The organism is Bacillus sp. FSL L8-0152 (assembly GCF_038006365.1).
Taxonomy (GTDB): Bacteria; Bacillota; Bacilli; order Bacillales; family Bacillaceae_G; genus Bacillus_A; species Bacillus_A cereus.
The window spans coordinates 3,208,334-3,225,854 of record NZ_JBBOVB010000001.1 but is presented as its reverse complement, the minus strand read 5'-3'; the positions used below and the strand labels follow the sequence as shown (position 1 = coordinate 3,225,854).

The window sequence follows — 17,521 nt, the reverse complement described above, 5'->3', positions numbered from 1 at the left end:
AATTAAGGTCATTTGCTTTTCTTTTTGTTTATGAACTTAACTGTATTTTGTAAAGATATTAAAGGAGACATGAAAAAATCCACCTACAACAATTAAAAGATTGATTGACCGAAACAATATAAAAAGGACTCGTAAATTTATCCCACTTTAATGGGCAGTAAGACCCCTACCTCAAAATTCAGCGAAAGCAAAGAAGTTAGGTAGGGGAGGATCAATTGCCCATAAAAGTCCGATTGGTGAGGGCTGATAATCAGTGGGGGATGAAGAAAAACTCCACTGATTAAAGTTTCACTTTATAAGAGTTCTTTTTTGCAATCCCAATAAATTCTTCTCAATAATTGAAAATAAAATCAATCCGGATTATTATATTGTTATTGTAAATTTATTTTATTGAAGGAGGATACATAGATGAAAAGCTCAAAAGGCTCTATTGAATCAGAGATAAGCAAAGCAATTACTCACTGGGAAAAGGACTATCTAGGACGCGGGTCTATATCCGTTAAGACAGATATATTACGGGATATGATTATCGTAAATTTACAAGGTATTTTAACGCCGGCTGAATATACTGTTTGCGAAACAAAAGACGGTATGTTAACGATAAAGAAAAATCGTTCGGAGCTAGTTGAATCTGGAATTGAAGATTTGAAAGAGATTATACTAGAATTAACTGGAGAGAAAGTGAAAAGCTTTCATACGGATATAAGCTCCCGTACTGGTGAACGAGTAATGATTTTTAAATTGTTTCATAATCTTGAGGGAGAATTTTAAAAATTAAAACCACCGTAGGGTTAGTGAGAGATAGGTAAGAAACCTAAAAGTTTTGCACTTTATTTAAATTTATTAACATGATAATAATTAAAAACTTGAAATTATTTACGTATAATGAATTTTGATTGGAATAACCCTCAAAAAAACCGATAAATAAATTGACAAACTGCTTAATATAGTTTATCTTATAATTGTTTTAAAAAATTAATAGATGCTTATTTTAACTGTTTGCTATAATTAAGGCTTTAGCATTTTTTTAATATGTAATATTGACTAAATGAAAAAGTTTCTTAATTGAAAGATAGCGCATAACATAAATTGATATATTGATTGCATAATCTAGGAGATCAGAGATATACTGTTATTTTTAATAGGAGTAATACATACATTACTATCCTCTATAAAATGGGAGCTCTTCAAAAAACTTTATTGAAGTTAGTTGAAGTGAAACCGACAATCTCCATAATTCAATGATGATATAAAATCATTGAATTATGGAAGTTGTCGGTTTTTTTTATGGGAAAAAACGATGCACTAAAAAGAGTGAATGAAAATTGAAATTTAAAAAACTATCGTAATTAAAAGGAATTTTTATAGGCTATTTTCGCTTAGAAGGGAGTATTTAACATGTTAATTTCGCTGAGTTCATCAACACTGTTAACATTATTTTTTATGGCGCTTAGTGCTTCTTGGCTAAGTGGATTATTGTTTTTAAATGCAAGGATGCCTTTACGTTTTGTTCATATCCATATTGGTATCGCTGCCTTGCCTTCATTGATTTCTTTACTCGCACTTGTTAATAACAATGGAGATAGAGTTGTGGGGCCTTGGCATCTAGATACTTTAGCTTGGTTAATGGCTTTCTTTGTTCTTACAATTGGTTTAATCATTCAGCGTTTTTCTGTACGTTACTTAATGGGAGACCGCTCATATCGAAAATACTTTGCACTTTTTACATTTACTACAGGTGTATCTTCGGTTGCATGGTTAAGTGACGATCTTCGTTTCATGATCATTTGTTGGGGAGCAACGCTTATAGGATTGGTTCTACTCATAGGGCTAAATAAAGGGTGGAAAGTAGTTAGTGAAGCAACTAAAATCTCTGGCTATTTATTTACAATAAGTTGGATTGCGTTGCTATCAGCTATCATTTGGCTTTTTCAAGTAACTGGACAGTGGCAATTAACATCAGTTTTAACGAATGAAAATGTAGCGCTACATGGAACATTGGAGAGAACAGGAATTAACTTATTAATTATATTAGCGGTGATGATTCCAGCAGCACAATGGCCTTTTCAAAGATGGTTAATTGAGTCTGCTGTTGCTCCAACTCCTGTTTCAGCTATTATGCATGCAGGTTTAGTAAATGCTGGTGGTATCATGTTAACTAGATTTTCACCTCTTTTTCATGATGATATTGCACAAATCATTTTACTTATTTTCTCTAGTATTTCTGTCTTAATCGGAACAGGAATTAGTTTAGTCCAAGTTGATTATAAACGTCAGCTAGTAGGTTCAACTATTGCACAAATGGGATTTATGCTTATTCAATGTGCATTAGGTGCTTATTTAGCGGCTATTATTCATTTAATTTTACATGGTTTGTTTAAAGCTACACTGTTTTTACAAGCTGGTTCTTCAGTGCAACGTTTTGAGGTAGTGAATCAGTCTAATGAAAAGATGGCCAATCTATGGATTATAGTCGGGCGTGTTTTAGGATTATTTATAGCAATTACTTTCTGGTTTATGACTTCTGGAGATGGGTATCAACTAGTTAGTGCGTTAATCTTAGGCTGGTCACTATACTTTTCATGGAAACAGCTTGTTGTTTTTGGAGAGGGAAGAATGGGACGAATTGCTGGCGTAATTGTTTTGAGTGGATGTTCTCTCATTTACTTTACTGTTCATAATTCTCTTTATAAATGGTTGCATACTGATATTTATCAAAGTGTTCAACCTTCAGCTCCAGCCGTTATCTTTGTTATATGTATTTTACTATTTAGTAGTGTTATTAGTACTTTCGTTACTCGTCATCAATCTTCTACTTTATTCGCTGTACTTTATCTTTGGTTAGTTCGAGTAGGTGAGGCGAGACGAAAGTCAGTAGAAAGTCACCCAAGCTATCTGAAACATTATGTATCAAAGGGAGGTAATTCGTGATGAGCATACCATCAATATTAAAGGAAGACACAAACATTGATATGCAAGAACATAATATAAATGATTTAGTTGCATCTGCTAGCCAAGTTATTGCACCACTTTGGCCTATCTCTACGTTTGCAGCTCACCACCCTTGGATGGGACTTGAAAAGCAATCATTTGAACAAGTCGCGAATTGGTTAAAAGAAGCTCGTAATGTGGATGTTTATCCTAGTGCCTCCATGATTCATTCGGCAAAAGCGAAAGGTGAGATTGAGGAATCATTTTTACAAAGTAGTTTGTCTCGTTGGCTGGATTCACAATCTTTTCATATCCCGCGAGAGAAAGCAGAGCGATTTTGCCAAGCGGCTTTAAAGTTAGAAAAATTACCTTCTAGTCTATTATCATCGCCAGAAGTAAATAAATTGGTAGAAGAAATGAGTTATATAAATACAGCAAGTATGAAAGCCTCTGTTATGCAGCCAATAAGTTCGCTTATAGAGAATCAAAATAGTGAAAACCTATCTGATATTCTTAATTATCATATCATTAAATGGTGTAAATTATATCTTGATGACTCCGGATCAAGTTGGACGATGCCAAATCGAGAGAAAGGTTTTTATCGTGCATGGCACCACCTTATTAAATTTGATCCAGCGCTCAGTAAAAATGAGCGTAAAGTTTTAAAAGATTGGCCACAAGATGCCGAAGTAGCTTTAGCGAGAGCGTTATTTGAACTAGGAATTTCTGAATCTAACATACAAGCTTATCTTGAAGGGCACTTACTTTCTTTACCTGGGTGGGCAGGAATGATACGATGGCGCTCACAACAATCAATTCAGGAACAGCAACTTCTCATAGAATATTTAGCAGTTCGAATTTCTATGGAGCTGGCTATTGCAAAACCTTATTTACCTTTAAAAAATCAAAAGGTTGAGAAAAAAGTTCCGATCGTCCCACTTATAGCTTCTTGGATCTATTGGGGGAATATTTCAACACGGGAATGGTTACAAATGCCTGCTGCTGAACAAAGTGAATTATTAGCATTCGCTTATCGTTTTGATGAAAATATTCGCAGGAAACTTTGGCTGGAAGCTTGGGAACAAACGCATGCAGAGCAATTAAGAGAGAAGATTGCTTCTAAACAACGTGTAACCAATGATAAAAAGCGTGTATTAGCTCAATTAGCATTTTGTATTGATGTACGTTCAGAACCGTTTCGTCGCCAACTTGAAAAATTAGGTCCGTTTGAAACATTTGGAATAGCTGGTTTCTTTGGATTACCAATTGCAACTAGTGCACTAGGTAGTAATAACAACCATCCTTCTTTGCCAGTTATACTTAAACCGAAACATCAAATAAAAGAGCTCACAAATGAAAATGAACTTAAATCTTATGAGCAGCGTAAGAGGGTAGGCAGTTCGGTACGTTATACATTTAAAACGATGAAACAGAACGTAATGACAAGTATGGCGCTACCTGAGTTAAGTGGTCCTTTACTTGGTCTACAGATGGTGACAAGAAGCTTTGTCCCAAGAGGAGTTGGTGGTTTCATTCGTAAACTTCGTAAAACTATGTTACAAAAACCTGATACAACATTCTCGCTTAATCATGTTCATGACACAAAGGGTGAGATACCTATCGGTTTTACGAAAGAAGAAAAAGTGAACTATGTGCGTCAAGCTTTAAAAATGGTGGGACTGACAGAAAAATTTGCTCCTTTAATTGTAATGTGCGGACATAGTAGTCAAAGTACGAACAACCCTTATGCTGCAGCACTTGAGTGTGGTGCTTGTGGCGGAGCAGCAGGGGGATTCAATGCAAGAGTTTTCGCTACTTTATGTAATCTTCCAGAAGTGAGAGAGGCGTTGTTTGCTGAAGGTATTAAAATTCCTGAGGATACCATTTTTGCAGCAGCTGAACATAAAACAACAGTGGATGAATTGGAATGGATTTACGTCCCAGAACTTTCGGAAACTGCGCAAGAAGCATTTGATTGTATCAAGTTGATTATGCCAAATGTGAGCCAACATGCAAATAGAGAGCGTTTAACGCAATTACCAAATTTAAAAACGAAAATAAAAAATGCGAGTAAAGAGGCACATCGATTTGCAGAAGATTGGAGTGAAATACGTCCAGAATGGGGATTAGCTCGTAATGCATCTTTTATTATCGGGCAACGGGAATTAACTCAGGATTGTGACTTAGAAGGTAGGGCTTTCCTCCATAATTATGATTGGAAACAGGATGAAAGTGGCGATATATTAGCTAACATTATTGCAGGACCAGGAACAGTAGCTCAGTGGATAAATCTACAATATTACGCTTCAACTGTAGCTCCTCATTATTATGGTAGTGGAAATAAAACAACCCAAACCGTAACGGCGGGTCTTGGTGTTATGCAGGGAAATGCAAGTGATTTGTTGCCAGGCTTACCTTGGCAATCCGTTATGCAGTCAGATAGTGAGACGTATCATTCACCACTTCGTTTACTAATTGTAATTCAAGCGCCTATTCAATATATAGAACGTTTACTAAATAATGATTTCACATTTCGAGAAAAAGTTCAAAATGGATGGGTTAGACTTGCAAGTGTTGATCCCGAGGGACGCTGGAAAAACTGGTAACAATTATTATTGTTACTAGCTTAAAAGTTTCGTAAATACAATAATGAAGAAGGAGTGCTCCATATGAATTCAAAGAATAAAAAAGTTTTATTATTAACAGACATTGAACACGGAATAGAGCCTAGTATCCAACAAGTAACTAACAGTCAACAAGAAAACATGTTGACTATACACAGCTATGATTCTGTAATTGTACATCCTTATGGAGATATAATGAAATCTATTATTATTGCTATTTATCAAGAAAATGTTAAAGAAATTTTTGTTGTCGGAATAGAGGATAAAGAAACTTCTTCAGTTAATCTACAAACTCAACGTGATTTCATAAAAGATAATATAGAATTAGACTATCTCTTTAAAAATTGTATGCCTGAATTTTCAAGTGGTAGCCTTAATCAATGGCTGAGTGGACAAAAAAATGTTAGTGAAAATATTGAAAAGAGTATAGATATGATCCGTCATCATCCATTAGTACCTTCTGATATTGAAGTTCATGGTTTCATAATTGATAGAACGGGTGAAAAAGAAACGGTTGTTAAAGTTTCTGCTAATAAAGTACTGAAACAAATGCATTCTTATGTGTAAGTTATCGATAGATAAGCAACTTTTATTTGGACTTGTATCCTTTACAAAGAGCAAAAGAAATCTTCTATAAATGGGGATCTTTTGCTTTTTTGTTTGAATTTTTAATGTGTTTTATAGGAGATATCTAATATGTACATAATAAAAATATATAACCTTTTGCATGAAATTTTAAGGACGGATTAGCAGGTGATAATAAAGTTAATCGTAAAATAGAAGTGTATATTGTGATTTATCCCGCATTAACGGGTAGCCCTATTGGTGAGGGCTGATTAAATTTTCACTTTATTTTAAGATTATTGCTAAAAAGAATGGAGATTCTTTAATTATGAGAATAAAACAGTTAAAACCTAAAATGATATGGAAAAAAAGAATGTTGCTAACTCTTTTTATTGTTTTCGGATTGATTATTGCGGGGGGGATTTTCTGGAATGTTTCACCTATTCCGAAAGCGTTTCTCATAAAAAAAGCATTTGAAGGTGGAATGTTTGTTCAATCTAATAATTATAAAAACGCTCTAAAAGAGACACGAATTGTTAAAGATATCAATTATAATTCTAAATTTCCTGATGGTACATTAGACATTATTTATCCCAAAAATTTTATAGGGAAAACACCTGTTATTTTTTGGGTGCACGGGGGTGGATTTGTAGGTGGAGATAAATCAGACATTACTGGTTATGCAGTAGAATTAGCTGCTCGTGGTTATACAGTGATAAATATAAATTACGCTCTTGCTCCTAAAAGAAAGTATCCTACACCAGTACTACAACTTGGTGAGGCTTATGAATATATAAAAGCAAATGCAAAGAAATATAATGTAAAACTAGATGACCTATATTTTGCAGGAGATTCTGCGGGAGCGCAAATATCTGGACAATTTGTTACTATTCAAACATCTCCAGATTATGCGAAATTAACCGGGATTGACGCTGTTGTTGCTCCTTCTACAATTAAAGGTATACTGCTATTTTGTGGCCCGTATAATATGCCTGCATTAGCTAAAATGGAAACATCCAAAGAAGTGCAAGACTTTATGCGTACTACTGGCTGGGCTTACTTTGGGAAAAAGAAGTTTGAAACATTACCTGAAATGGAAATCGCCTCTATTTATAAACACGTTACAAAAGATTACCCACCAACGTTCATCACAGATGGAAATACTGCATCATTCGAAGATCAAGGTAAAGCATTAGCTTCTACTTTACAAAATAAAGGAGTACCTGTAGATACACTTTTCTTTGATAAAAATATCTCTGGCGAGTTAGCACATGAATTTCAATTTAAAATGAACACTCCAGCAGGTGAAGAAGCTTTTAACCAAGTTCTTAAATTTCTAAATGAAAATAAATAATATATATACTATTAACTTTTTATAAGCCTAGTTTAATACCATATATGGGTGAACAAAATATTGCATTAATAATCTAATGGTAGCAAAAATAAATTTGATAAGAAGTATATAGTAAGAATGATTTGGAAATACAGATGGGGATATAACTATTTTATTTAGGACGGTGCACTTTAAATGGATTTACAGAAAGGGAAATTATATTGGAACACAACTTTTTCTAATACACCTTCTTATCCTCGGTTGGAAGAAGATATAAAATGTGACGTACTAATAATAGGAGCAGGAAGTTCAGGTGCTCAATCAGCATATTATTTGAGTGAATCAGATTTAAATATTGTTGTCGTTGATAAAAGAAAGGTAGGACATGGAAGTAACCTTACAAATACAGCACTTATTCAATATTTAGGAGATAAGATGTTTTTTGAACTTGTAAATACATTTGGAGAAGAGTATGCAGTTAAGCATATGAAATTATGTGAACAAGCTATTAATGATATTGAATATGCTGATCAAAATTTACCTTATTGCTCTGACTTTAAACGACGTGACAGTTTATATTATGCAAGCTATGAAGAGGATATAAAGAAATTAGAAAAAGAACTGTATTATTTACATAAGCATGATTTTAAAGCGACTTGGCTATCAGAGGAACAAATTGGACAGAGATATCCATTTAAAAAACGTGCAGCTATTTATACGTATAATGATGGTGAAATAAATCCTTATAAATTTACACATAGTTTATTAGAACAAGCTTCTAATAAAGGAGTTCAAATTTATGAAGATACAGAGATTGTTGGCAAAAAGTTAGAGAAAGAATGTGCTATCTTTTATACAAAGGGGGGCAATTCTATTACTGCCAATAAAGTAATTGTGGCTGCAGGATATGAAGGATTGGAATTTAAAAAGGAAAAGAACGCTACACTGATTAGCTCATATGCAGTTGTTACTAATCCTGTAGAAGATGTATCTTCTTGGTATAAACGTACTCTCATTTGGGAAACTGCGAGACCATATATTTATATGAGAACTACTGCAGATAACAGGATTATTATAGGTGGGCTAGATGAAGATACAAATATTGCTCAAGAAAGAGATTCAAAATTAATCCATAAAAAAGAGAAATTAGTAAATGAATTTAATAAGCTCTTTCCCAATATAACAGTTGAACCTGAATTTTATTTAAGTGCTTTTTATGGTGGTACTCATGATGGTTTACCTATAATTGGAATGTATGAAGAGTTTCCAAATTGTCACTTTATCTATGCGTATGGAGATAATGGATTAGTATATAGTATGGTACTTTCTAAAATTGTTCGAGATATAATTATTAAAGGTTCAAGTCCGGATTTGAATTTATATTTACAAACTAGACCAAAACTAAATGAGTAAGTTGCATGTATGCAAAATCAAGGTAGTATAAAAAAGTAATAGTTTTTACGGTTTTAATTACTTTATATAGGAAGCAATTCTACAATTATAATCTCTCCAATATATTTGGGGGGATTTATTTTTTTTTTATGATTTATTGAAAAATAGTCTAATTAGACTATAATGAGTATATAGTTTAATTAGACTATATATTTTATTGAGTGTGAAAAAAGGAGGAAAGAGGCATGGTTGCAAAAGAGAGCAACTTACGCTTAGTGATAGCTGGGTTAATGCTAGGCATTTTAATGGCTGCAATGGATAATACAATTGTTGCCACTTCAATTGGTACAATTGTCTCAGATTTGGGTGGATTGGATAAATTCATATGGGTTACTTCTGCTTATATGGTTGCAGTTATGGCGGGTATGCCTATTTTCGGGAAATTATCTGATATGTATGGTAGAAAGAGGTTTTATATTTTTGGTTTATTAATCTTCTTAATTGGTTCTGCATTATGTGGTACTGCGCAAAGTATTGTTCAGCTAAGTATTTATCGTGCAATTCAAGGTATAGGTGGGGGGGCACTGATGCCAATCGCCTTTACCATTGTATTTGATATTTTTCCTATTGAAAAAAGAGGGAAAATGACTGGATTATTAGGGGCCGTATTTGGTTCTTCAAGTGTATTAGGACCTTTATTAGGTGCGTATATAACAGAAAATATTAGTTGGCATTGGATTTTTTACGTCAATATTCCAATTGGTCTAATGTCATTAATTTTTATTTTAAAAGCTTATAAAGAAAATAATCCACCTACTAAGCAAAATATTGATTGGTGGGGGGCGATAACACTCGTCATAGCAGTAATTAGCTTAATGTTCGCTTTAGAATTGGGAGGAAAAGAATTTAAGTGGGATTCGATACAAATCATTGGGTTATTTGCATCGTTTATTGTATTTTTTGTTGGCTTCTTATTGGTAGAAAGAAAAGTGAAAGATCCGATAATATCATTTTGGATGTTTAAGCGTAAGGAGTTTGCAATATCACAAATTATTACGTTTTTCTATGGAGCAACATTTGTTATTTTAACAGTATTTATTCCTATTTTTGTTCAGGCTGTATATGGTGGAACAGCAACTAATGCTGGATTAATTTTAACCCCAATGATGTTAGGTTCTGTAGTAGGTAGTGCAATTGGTGGAATATTTCAAACGAAAATTAGTTACCGCAACTTGATGTTATTATCTATAATATCCTTTGGGGTAGGTATGTATTTGTTAGGAACGATGGATCCGCAAACAAGCCGTGTACTTTTAACGATATACATGATTATAACGGGATTTGGAGTTGGATTTTCGTTCTCTTTGCTTCCCACAGTTTCTATTCATAATATGGAACCGAGATTCCGTGGTTCAGCTACTTCGACAAATTCATTCTTTCGTTCACTAGGTATGACAATTGGAGTAACGATTTTTGGCTCCATTCAAAATAGTACCTTTACAGCTAACTTAAAGGATGCTTTTAAGGGAATAGAACATGGTTCCAGCATGTTAAATAATCTAGGTGATCCAAGTGCAATATTTCGCTCAGATGTAAGATCCGGTATCCCTACGTTTATTCTTGAAAAAATTATAGCTGCTATCTCATCTTCAATTACTACTGTTTTTCTATTAGCTTTAATTCCAATTATCGTTTCGTTTATAGCAATATTATTTATGGGAAATTCCAAAGCTGGTACAAAGGATAATAAAGTGAATTTGAAGTCATAAATTTTATAAAACAAAAAGATTCTTTACTTATTTTTAGCTTATACTATTGGTATAGGTTATTAAGGAGTGGAGAGTTATGAATACAAAGCTTTTTATGCTGGGTCTTCTTATGGAGAAAAATAGGCATCCGTATGAAGTCCAGCAACTTTTAAAAAATAGTGAAATGAAATATTATATAAAAATTACTAAAGGCTCTTTATATTATACATTTGAGCAACTTGAAAAGAAGGGCTTTATAGAGGTTGTTGATATTATTCGTAATGAACAACGCCCTGAAAGGACTATTTACGGTATTACTAAAAGTGGTAAACAAGAATTTGAGCATTTATTATTAGAGCAAATGATAAAGAAAGAGGATATGCATCGTCCTATATATGAAGCGCTACTTTTTGCACAATATGGAGAGGAAGAATTAATTCTAGAACAGCTAAAAACTAAAATTTCTCAACTGACGTTATATCTTACTACCCTTCAAAAAGTATATGAAGAAAAGTGTGGAAAAGAGAGTGTAGCTAAGTTATATATATTATCTAGTGTCATTTTACATTTAAGAACAGAGTTAAAAGTTTTACAGAGTTTATATAACACCATAAAAAATGAAAAGATAGATAATATAGGAAATGATGTACTTAGAGAGATAGAAAATCAATGTTTATAGTGAAGAAGATTATAAAATAAAAAGGATGATTCTTATAGTCTTTTAAAAATAACAGAAGTACTTGTTCTCATAAAGAATGAATTGTGCTTTAAGAATTAGAAGGGATAGCCATGCAAAATAAAATTATTGTTATGTTTCAAAAAGATTTTCGTTTATATGATAACCCAGCTCTATTTGAAGCTGTTCAGTCTGGTGAGGTTCTTCCGGTATATATACAAGATGAAACTTTTTCAATAGGAAGTGCGGCAAAGTGGTGGTTACACCATGCTGTAAAAGATGTAAAGAAGCAACTTGAGGCATTGGGCTCTACTTTAATAATTCGTAAAGGACGTACGGAAGAAGAAATACTTTCTCTCATAGAACAATTAGATATAACGGCTGTATATTGGAATATTTGTTATGATCCGGACAGAGTACAATCTAATCAAAAAATGAAAATGATGTTAGAGGATAAAGGTATTATCTGTAAGGAATTTAATTCGCATTTATTATTAGAACCGTGGATTATAAAAAAGAAGGATAACACTGAATATAAGGTTTTTACGCCTTTTTATAATGCATTTCAAAAGCAGGTAATACCTAAACCTATTAGAAAAGTGCAGAGTATAAAGTGGGGAAGCTCTTTGCCAGCAAGCTTATCTGTTTCAGAATTACACTTGCTGCCAACTATACCGTGGACATCTCATATGGAAGCAATATGGAATCCGACAGAAGAAGGGGCATATAAAACATTCAAGAAATTTTTCTCTAGCAAATTAGTCTCTTATAGTGAAGGAAGAGATTTTCCAGATCAAAATATCCATTCGATGTTGGCACCGTATCTTTCATTTGGTCAAATATCAGTAAAGCTAATGTTTCATTACTTAATAAATAAAAGTACCGAAAGACAATGTAGTCTTTTTGAAAAACAAGTTAATAGCTTTATACGTCAATTAATTTGGCGAGAGTTTTCTTATTATTTACTATATCATTATCCATTTACAGTATCTAAACCTCTTAATAAGAGCTTTGAAAATTTCCCGTGGGATAAGGAAGAGGAGTTATTAAGCGTATGGCAGAAGGGTGAAACTGGTTATCCGTTTATTGATGCGGGAATGCGGGAGCTTTGGCAAACAGGTTTTATGCATAATCGGGCAAGAATGGCTGTAGCCTCTTTTCTTGTAAAGCATTTGTTAATTCCATGGCAAGAAGGAGCAAAATGGTTTATGGATACACTACTAGATGCTGATATTGCAAATAATACAATGGGATGGCAATGGGTTGCTGGAAGTGGGGCAGATGCATCACCGTACTTTCGTATTTTTAACCCCATCACACAAGGAGAAAAGTTTGATAAAAATGGAGAGTATATAAGAAGATGGGTACCAGAATTAAGCGATATACCGAATAAATATATACATAAACCATGGGAAGCGCCTGCGCATATTTTACAAAAGGCCAATATAAAGCTTGGGGATACATATCCTTATCCGATTGTTGATCATAAGGCAGCACGAGAGAGAGCCCTTTGTGCATATAAAAGTATGAAAGAATTTGTATAAAATGGGTTAAACAATATGTATTTGGAATTTAAATATTAGAATTTTATCCATTACAAGGGCATACTAATCATATAAAGTTTCTATAATCTTCTAGTAAAAAGGAGAATGTTTATGAAAAAATCTAGTATTATAGTATTTTTACTAACATATGGTTTGTTTTATGTTTCTAGTGTTTTATTCCCTATTGATCGTACTTGGTATGATGCGTTAGAAAAGCCGTCTTGGACACCTCCTGGTATGACAATCGGAATGATATGGGCTGTATTATTTGGACTTATTGCATTATCAGTTGCAATTATTTACAAAAACTATGGATTCAAGCCAAAAACATTTTGGTTTTTATTCCTTTTAAATTATATATTCAATCAAGCGTTCAGCTATTTTCAATTTAGCCAAAAGAATTTGTTTTTAGCAACAGTAGATTGTTTACTTGTCGCTATTACTACGTTACTTCTCATAGCGGTTTCTTCCAAATTATCTAAAGTATCGACATGGTTGCTAATACCATATTTTTTATGGTCTGCATTTGCTACATATTTATCTTGGACAATTTATAGTATAAATTAAAGACGGAACTAAAAACTTGAGCACAATAAAAATGCTCGAGTTTTTATGTGTGTTAATGATAATCCGAAATATGGAATATATACATCTTATGGAGGTCATCTTTGTGAAGAAATGGATAAAAATTACGCTGTACTCTTTACTAGCTATTTTAATTATAGGAAGTTTTACTTTTTTGACTTGGTCTCAGTTTACTTATAAACCGACGAAAGAGGCTTTGTCGTTAGTAGATGATAAAAAAGATGAAGATAATATCGTTTTTGGAGCGAAAGATGCGAAAGTAGGGGTTATTTTTTATCAAGGAGCTAAAGTAGAAGCTGAGGCTTATAGTTACTTAGGAGAAGCGCTTGCAAAAGATGGGCACTTTGTAGTAATGCCTAAGTTACCATTAAATTTAGCGATACTTGGAATAAATGAGGTAGACAGTGTAATTGAAAAGTATCCGGAAGTTCAAAAATGGTATGTTGCAGGGCATTCAATGGGAGGAGCTATGATTTCTAAGTATGCCTTCCAACATGAAGACAAGGTAGACGGGATTATTTTCTTAGGTTCGTATCCTGCAGATGACTTTTCTACAAAATCGATTCCGATGTTATCAATTTATGGGGAAGTAGATGCTTTAGCAACTGTAGAAAAAATAGAGAACAATAAAAAGTTCATGTCAAAGAATACAACTATGCACATGATAAAAGGGGGAAATCATGCTCATTTTGGCATGTATGGTGAGCAAAAAGGTGATAATGCGAGTTTAATTACGGCAAAAGCACAACGAGATGAAACAGTAAAAGTAATTGAACAATGGTTATTGGAACAATGATAACGAATTTAATAAATCTACCGAAAGAATTATCCAAACGGTAGATGGGAGAGAGAATAAAGAGCCAAATCGTATGAATTGGCTCTTTTATTTATTTGCTATCTCCAATTGTCCCCTTATTTTCTCCGGAATATCCTCTTTAGAAATAATATCGTAAGAATACACATATTTTCCTTTCACATGAATTTTTAAGTAAGTTTTTCTTATAAAATCATTAGGCGTGTTCGTTCCAACTGTATATTCTTTTTCATTACTTAATTCGTCAACAGCTTTTAGTGAGTACATAGCTTTTCCTTTATGATGATAATCTGGAACACCATATCCTTTCGCAACGGCATATACATTTTTTTCTTCAGCAATCGGATTAAATCTGTCTAAATCTCCACGTAATATGAAAGGTAGTAAGTATATAGGGAGGCCTATTCCTAGTATGCAAATTACAAATTTCTTCATGATTGTTTCTCCTTTTGTCTATTTACATTTTTGAGTATAGAAAAAAGTTCTTATGAATATAGAGGGAAATTCTTTAAGTTTTTCTTAATAAAGTTTAACTTTGTGAAAAAAACTAATTTGAGCATTAAGTTTACGAAATGAATAGCCAAATAACCTGTTTTCTTTATTTTTTGATGGTAGGTTATTAGGCTTTATATTGGTATGAGTGAATTAAGAAATAAGTGAGATTTAGGAAATAGAATGAATTTATCTTACAGTAATAAGAGAATTACCTAAATAAATGATAGTGAGAACAATTAAAGAAAGCATCTAGTGGGGTGCTTTTTTCTTTTGAAACAGAGAATCTCATGGGTAGGTTACATGTAATTTCGTGCTGTGCTTCTAGGTCATTGGAAAATCCAACAATAAAAAAAGAGGGGGAAGGCGTTTTTTATTGAAGTTTGTTAATGATAGATTTTTAACTTGAGAGGGGGATCGTAAAATAGATTATTAATCTCTTTGGTAATTTTTATTTTCCTTATAGTTGGCATATTGTATTAGAAATTTTAAATTTTGAAGGGAGAATCAATAAGTATGGGTAAGAAAAGAAGAATAAGTAATAAGTTATTACTTATCAGTGCAATTTTTACAATAGCAATTCCCTCAGTCTCATATGCGGAGGAAGTAATTTCACCTGAAAAGTTTACGAGTTCTTCAAGTTTGTATGAGGGACGGAATACGGAAATTTTGAAAACAAATTTATATCCTAATACATATAATAATCCATTTAACCACCAATTTATTTCAAAATTAAAGGAAGTAAACACAAATATAAAAAAAATAGACAATAGTGATGATGAAAATCCTATTATATCTACTACTCTTTCATTTATTCGCCATATGAATAGTGAAGATTATAAATCTGCATTTGATTTAACCTCAAAGTCATTACAGAAAATAATATCCGAAGAATGGCTGAAGAGCTATTGGGAGGGACTCCCAGTTCAATTACAAGCAGGTTCTTTTATAGAAATTGGAGAGGTTACACAAAAAGAGACAAATCCTGTTCATACAAATGTGGAGATTCAATTAGTTTTTGAAAAAATGACTGTACCTTTACTAATTAAACTAGATCCATCTGGAAAAATAGACGATTTTCAACTCAGCATGTCGTTTAGTCCTGTTGCTGAGCGTCCGTCATATAGTAAGCCTGAATCATTTGTTGATAAAGAAGTAGTAGTTGGAAGTGGTGCATTTCCATTACCAGGAACATTGTCGGTTCCAAAAGGAAATGGTCCTTTTCCAGCGGTTATTCTTGTTCAAGGATCAGGAGCAACTGATCAGGATGAAACAGCGTTTGCTTTAAAACCGTTTCGCGATTTAGCTGAAGGTCTTGCATCGAAGGGAATTGCTGTCCTTCGCTATAATAAAAGAACTTATGAACATGGGTTGAAAACACAATTTAGTCCCTTTTATACAGTTGATAAAGAGACAACAGATGATGCTCTTCTTGTAACTCAATTTCTTAAAAATGAGCCTCTAATAAATAAAAATCAAATTTATATTTTGGGTCATAGTCAAGGTGGAATGATGCTTCCGAAAATGATTGAAAAAGACCAAAATAAAAATATTGCTGGAGCAATTGTAATGGGAGGGCCAGCTCGTACGATCCAAGACGTTGTTTTAGATCAATTTGAGTACCTTTTCTCTATTGGAGCAATGAACCAGGAGCAATATAAATTCTACAAATCGCAATTTGAATTATTAAATGATCCAAATTTCTCTGGTCAGAATCCTCCAAAAGATTTTTACTTAGGATCAGCAGTATTTTGGGATTCTATTCGGAAAATTAAAGCAGCAGAAATGTCAAAAGAACAAAAGACACCACTTCTTATTATTCAAGGAGAAAGAGACTATCAAGTTCAATCAAAAATAGAAATTCCTCTTTGGAAAGAACAATTAAAAGAACGAAATAACGTTGATTATCGACTATATCCAAAGTTAAATCATTTCTTTACAGAGGGCGATGGGGAAATAAGTAAGCCGGATGAATATTATAGTCCTGCTAATATACCTGAGTATGTTATAAATGATATTGCTGCTTGGGTGCAAGGCAGATCGCAATTAAATTAGCAACCATATGTTTTAATAAAGACTTTCTTTCTGTAATCAAAATAGAAATATTTTTATTAGGTTATATGTTTTTTTTAGCACTCTTTGAAAAGGAGTGCTTTTTTATTTTTCTATGATTTCTATAAAACAATGTGCTTACCTTCCAAACAAATCGTTATTTGGAGCGCTTTTATCAAAGCAAAGTTCTTGTGACATTTCTTTGATATTAAAAACATGAATAACCTATTGTGTAAAATTTTTCGAAAATTTAGGTTTAACATCTTTAAAATAGGTGTATTACATATTACATAACAACTAAATAAAAAAATAAAAAATCTAAAGGAGGAAAGATACCATGCATACGAATGAAAGAAAAACGGTAGTTTATGAATATCAAAATGAACAGGAAGTAGTTATGAAAGTAAAAGGGCTAGAATTGCAAGGGGTTCGCCACGATGACATTTATGTTTTAGCACATGAAAAACATATAACAAAAAGGATTGCGGATGATACAAACACAAATACGATTGGAGTAAAAGAACAAGGATTGGGCACAAGTATTATCAACTTTTTCTCCAAAAAAGGGGACGAGCTCCGAAATCAAATGGAGGAAATGGGGTTGTCGAAGGAGGAAGCTAACTTATATGAAGAAAAACTAGATCAAGGGAGAATTTTACTCCTAGTAACAGATGAAACACTAACGGCGAGTGATAGGCAGCCGCAAAACTATCATTCTCTCTAATAGATTGCAACATCTGATAAATAGGTAAGGTAATTATTTTAG

Annotated in this window: 14 protein-coding genes; 13 read left to right on the top strand and 1 reads right to left on the bottom strand. The window is 33.0% G+C overall.

The features are described 5' to 3' along the window. Positions 1-408: 408 nt before the first annotated feature. The 11 genes from MHH27_RS16165 to MHH27_RS16115 all read left to right on the top strand — a co-directional run bounded on the left by MHH27_RS16165 (position 409) and on the right by MHH27_RS16115 (position 14,193). A complete protein-coding gene (locus MHH27_RS16165; RefSeq protein ID WP_000842544.1) occupies positions 409-771 on the top strand; it encodes a DUF2294 domain-containing protein in 363 nt (120 codons plus the stop codon). Between the two features lie 627 nt (positions 772-1,398). Then, a complete protein-coding gene (locus MHH27_RS16160; protein ID WP_098250565.1) occupies positions 1,399-2,931 on the top strand; it encodes an NADH dehydrogenase subunit 5 in 1,533 nt (510 codons plus the stop codon). Continuing rightward, complete coding sequence (locus MHH27_RS16155) at positions 2,931-5,537, top strand: DUF2309 domain-containing protein (RefSeq protein WP_098566903.1); 2,607 nt, start codon at positions 2,931-2,933, stop codon at positions 5,535-5,537. The genes MHH27_RS16160 and MHH27_RS16155 overlap by 1 nt, the downstream gene beginning before the upstream one ends. 63 nt (positions 5,538-5,600) lie before the next feature. Beyond that, complete coding sequence (locus MHH27_RS16150; RefSeq protein ID WP_016512609.1) at positions 5,601-6,122, top strand: carbonic anhydrase; 522 nt, start codon at positions 5,601-5,603, stop codon at positions 6,120-6,122. A gap of 325 nt (positions 6,123-6,447) precedes the next feature. Next, on the top strand, positions 6,448-7,473 hold the full coding sequence (locus MHH27_RS16145; protein WP_061660768.1) for an alpha/beta hydrolase: 1,026 nt from the start codon (positions 6,448-6,450) through the stop codon (positions 7,471-7,473). A gap of 174 nt (positions 7,474-7,647) precedes the next feature. Further along, entirely contained in the window at positions 7,648-8,865 is a 1,218-nt protein-coding gene (locus tag MHH27_RS16140; RefSeq protein WP_098250567.1) for an NAD(P)/FAD-dependent oxidoreductase, read from the top strand. 224 nt (positions 8,866-9,089) lie between these two features. Beyond that, the gene (locus MHH27_RS16135; RefSeq protein WP_075718355.1) at positions 9,090-10,613 is read left to right on the top strand and encodes an MDR family MFS transporter; all 1,524 of its coding nucleotides are present in this window, start codon (positions 9,090-9,092) and stop codon (positions 10,611-10,613) included. Positions 10,614-10,689: 76 nt separating this feature from the next. After that, the gene (locus MHH27_RS16130) at positions 10,690-11,271 is read left to right on the top strand and encodes a PadR family transcriptional regulator (protein ID WP_001093176.1); all 582 of its coding nucleotides are present in this window, start codon (positions 10,690-10,692) and stop codon (positions 11,269-11,271) included. Between the two features lie 110 nt (positions 11,272-11,381). Continuing rightward, positions 11,382-12,812, top strand: coding sequence for a cryptochrome/photolyase family protein (locus tag MHH27_RS16125; protein WP_097924009.1), 1,431 nt, complete (start codon positions 11,382-11,384; stop codon positions 12,810-12,812). A 111-nt stretch (positions 12,813-12,923) separates the two neighbouring features. Beyond that, the gene (locus MHH27_RS16120; protein ID WP_000749739.1) at positions 12,924-13,379 is read left to right on the top strand and encodes a TspO/MBR family protein; all 456 of its coding nucleotides are present in this window, start codon (positions 12,924-12,926) and stop codon (positions 13,377-13,379) included. Between the two features lie 103 nt (positions 13,380-13,482). Next, complete coding sequence (locus MHH27_RS16115) at positions 13,483-14,193, top strand: alpha/beta hydrolase (RefSeq protein ID WP_000758821.1); 711 nt, start codon at positions 13,483-13,485, stop codon at positions 14,191-14,193. 87 nt (positions 14,194-14,280) lie between these two features. Here the strand turns inward: MHH27_RS16115 and MHH27_RS16110 are convergent, their stop codons facing one another. Continuing rightward, complete coding sequence (locus MHH27_RS16110; protein ID WP_000714887.1) at positions 14,281-14,646, bottom strand: YxeA family protein; 366 nt, start codon at positions 14,644-14,646, stop codon at positions 14,281-14,283. A gap of 573 nt (positions 14,647-15,219) precedes the next feature. Here MHH27_RS16110 and MHH27_RS16105 point away from each other — a divergent pair. Both MHH27_RS16105 and MHH27_RS16100 read left to right on the top strand, forming a co-directional pair. Further along, positions 15,220-16,758: an alpha/beta hydrolase gene (locus MHH27_RS16105; protein WP_000516846.1), complete on the top strand. Its 1,539-nt coding sequence runs from the start codon at positions 15,220-15,222 to the stop codon at positions 16,756-16,758. Between the two features lie 334 nt (positions 16,759-17,092). Further along, complete coding sequence (locus MHH27_RS16100; protein ID WP_098250569.1) at positions 17,093-17,479, top strand: general stress protein; 387 nt, start codon at positions 17,093-17,095, stop codon at positions 17,477-17,479. The last annotated feature ends 42 nt before the right edge of the window (positions 17,480-17,521 follow it).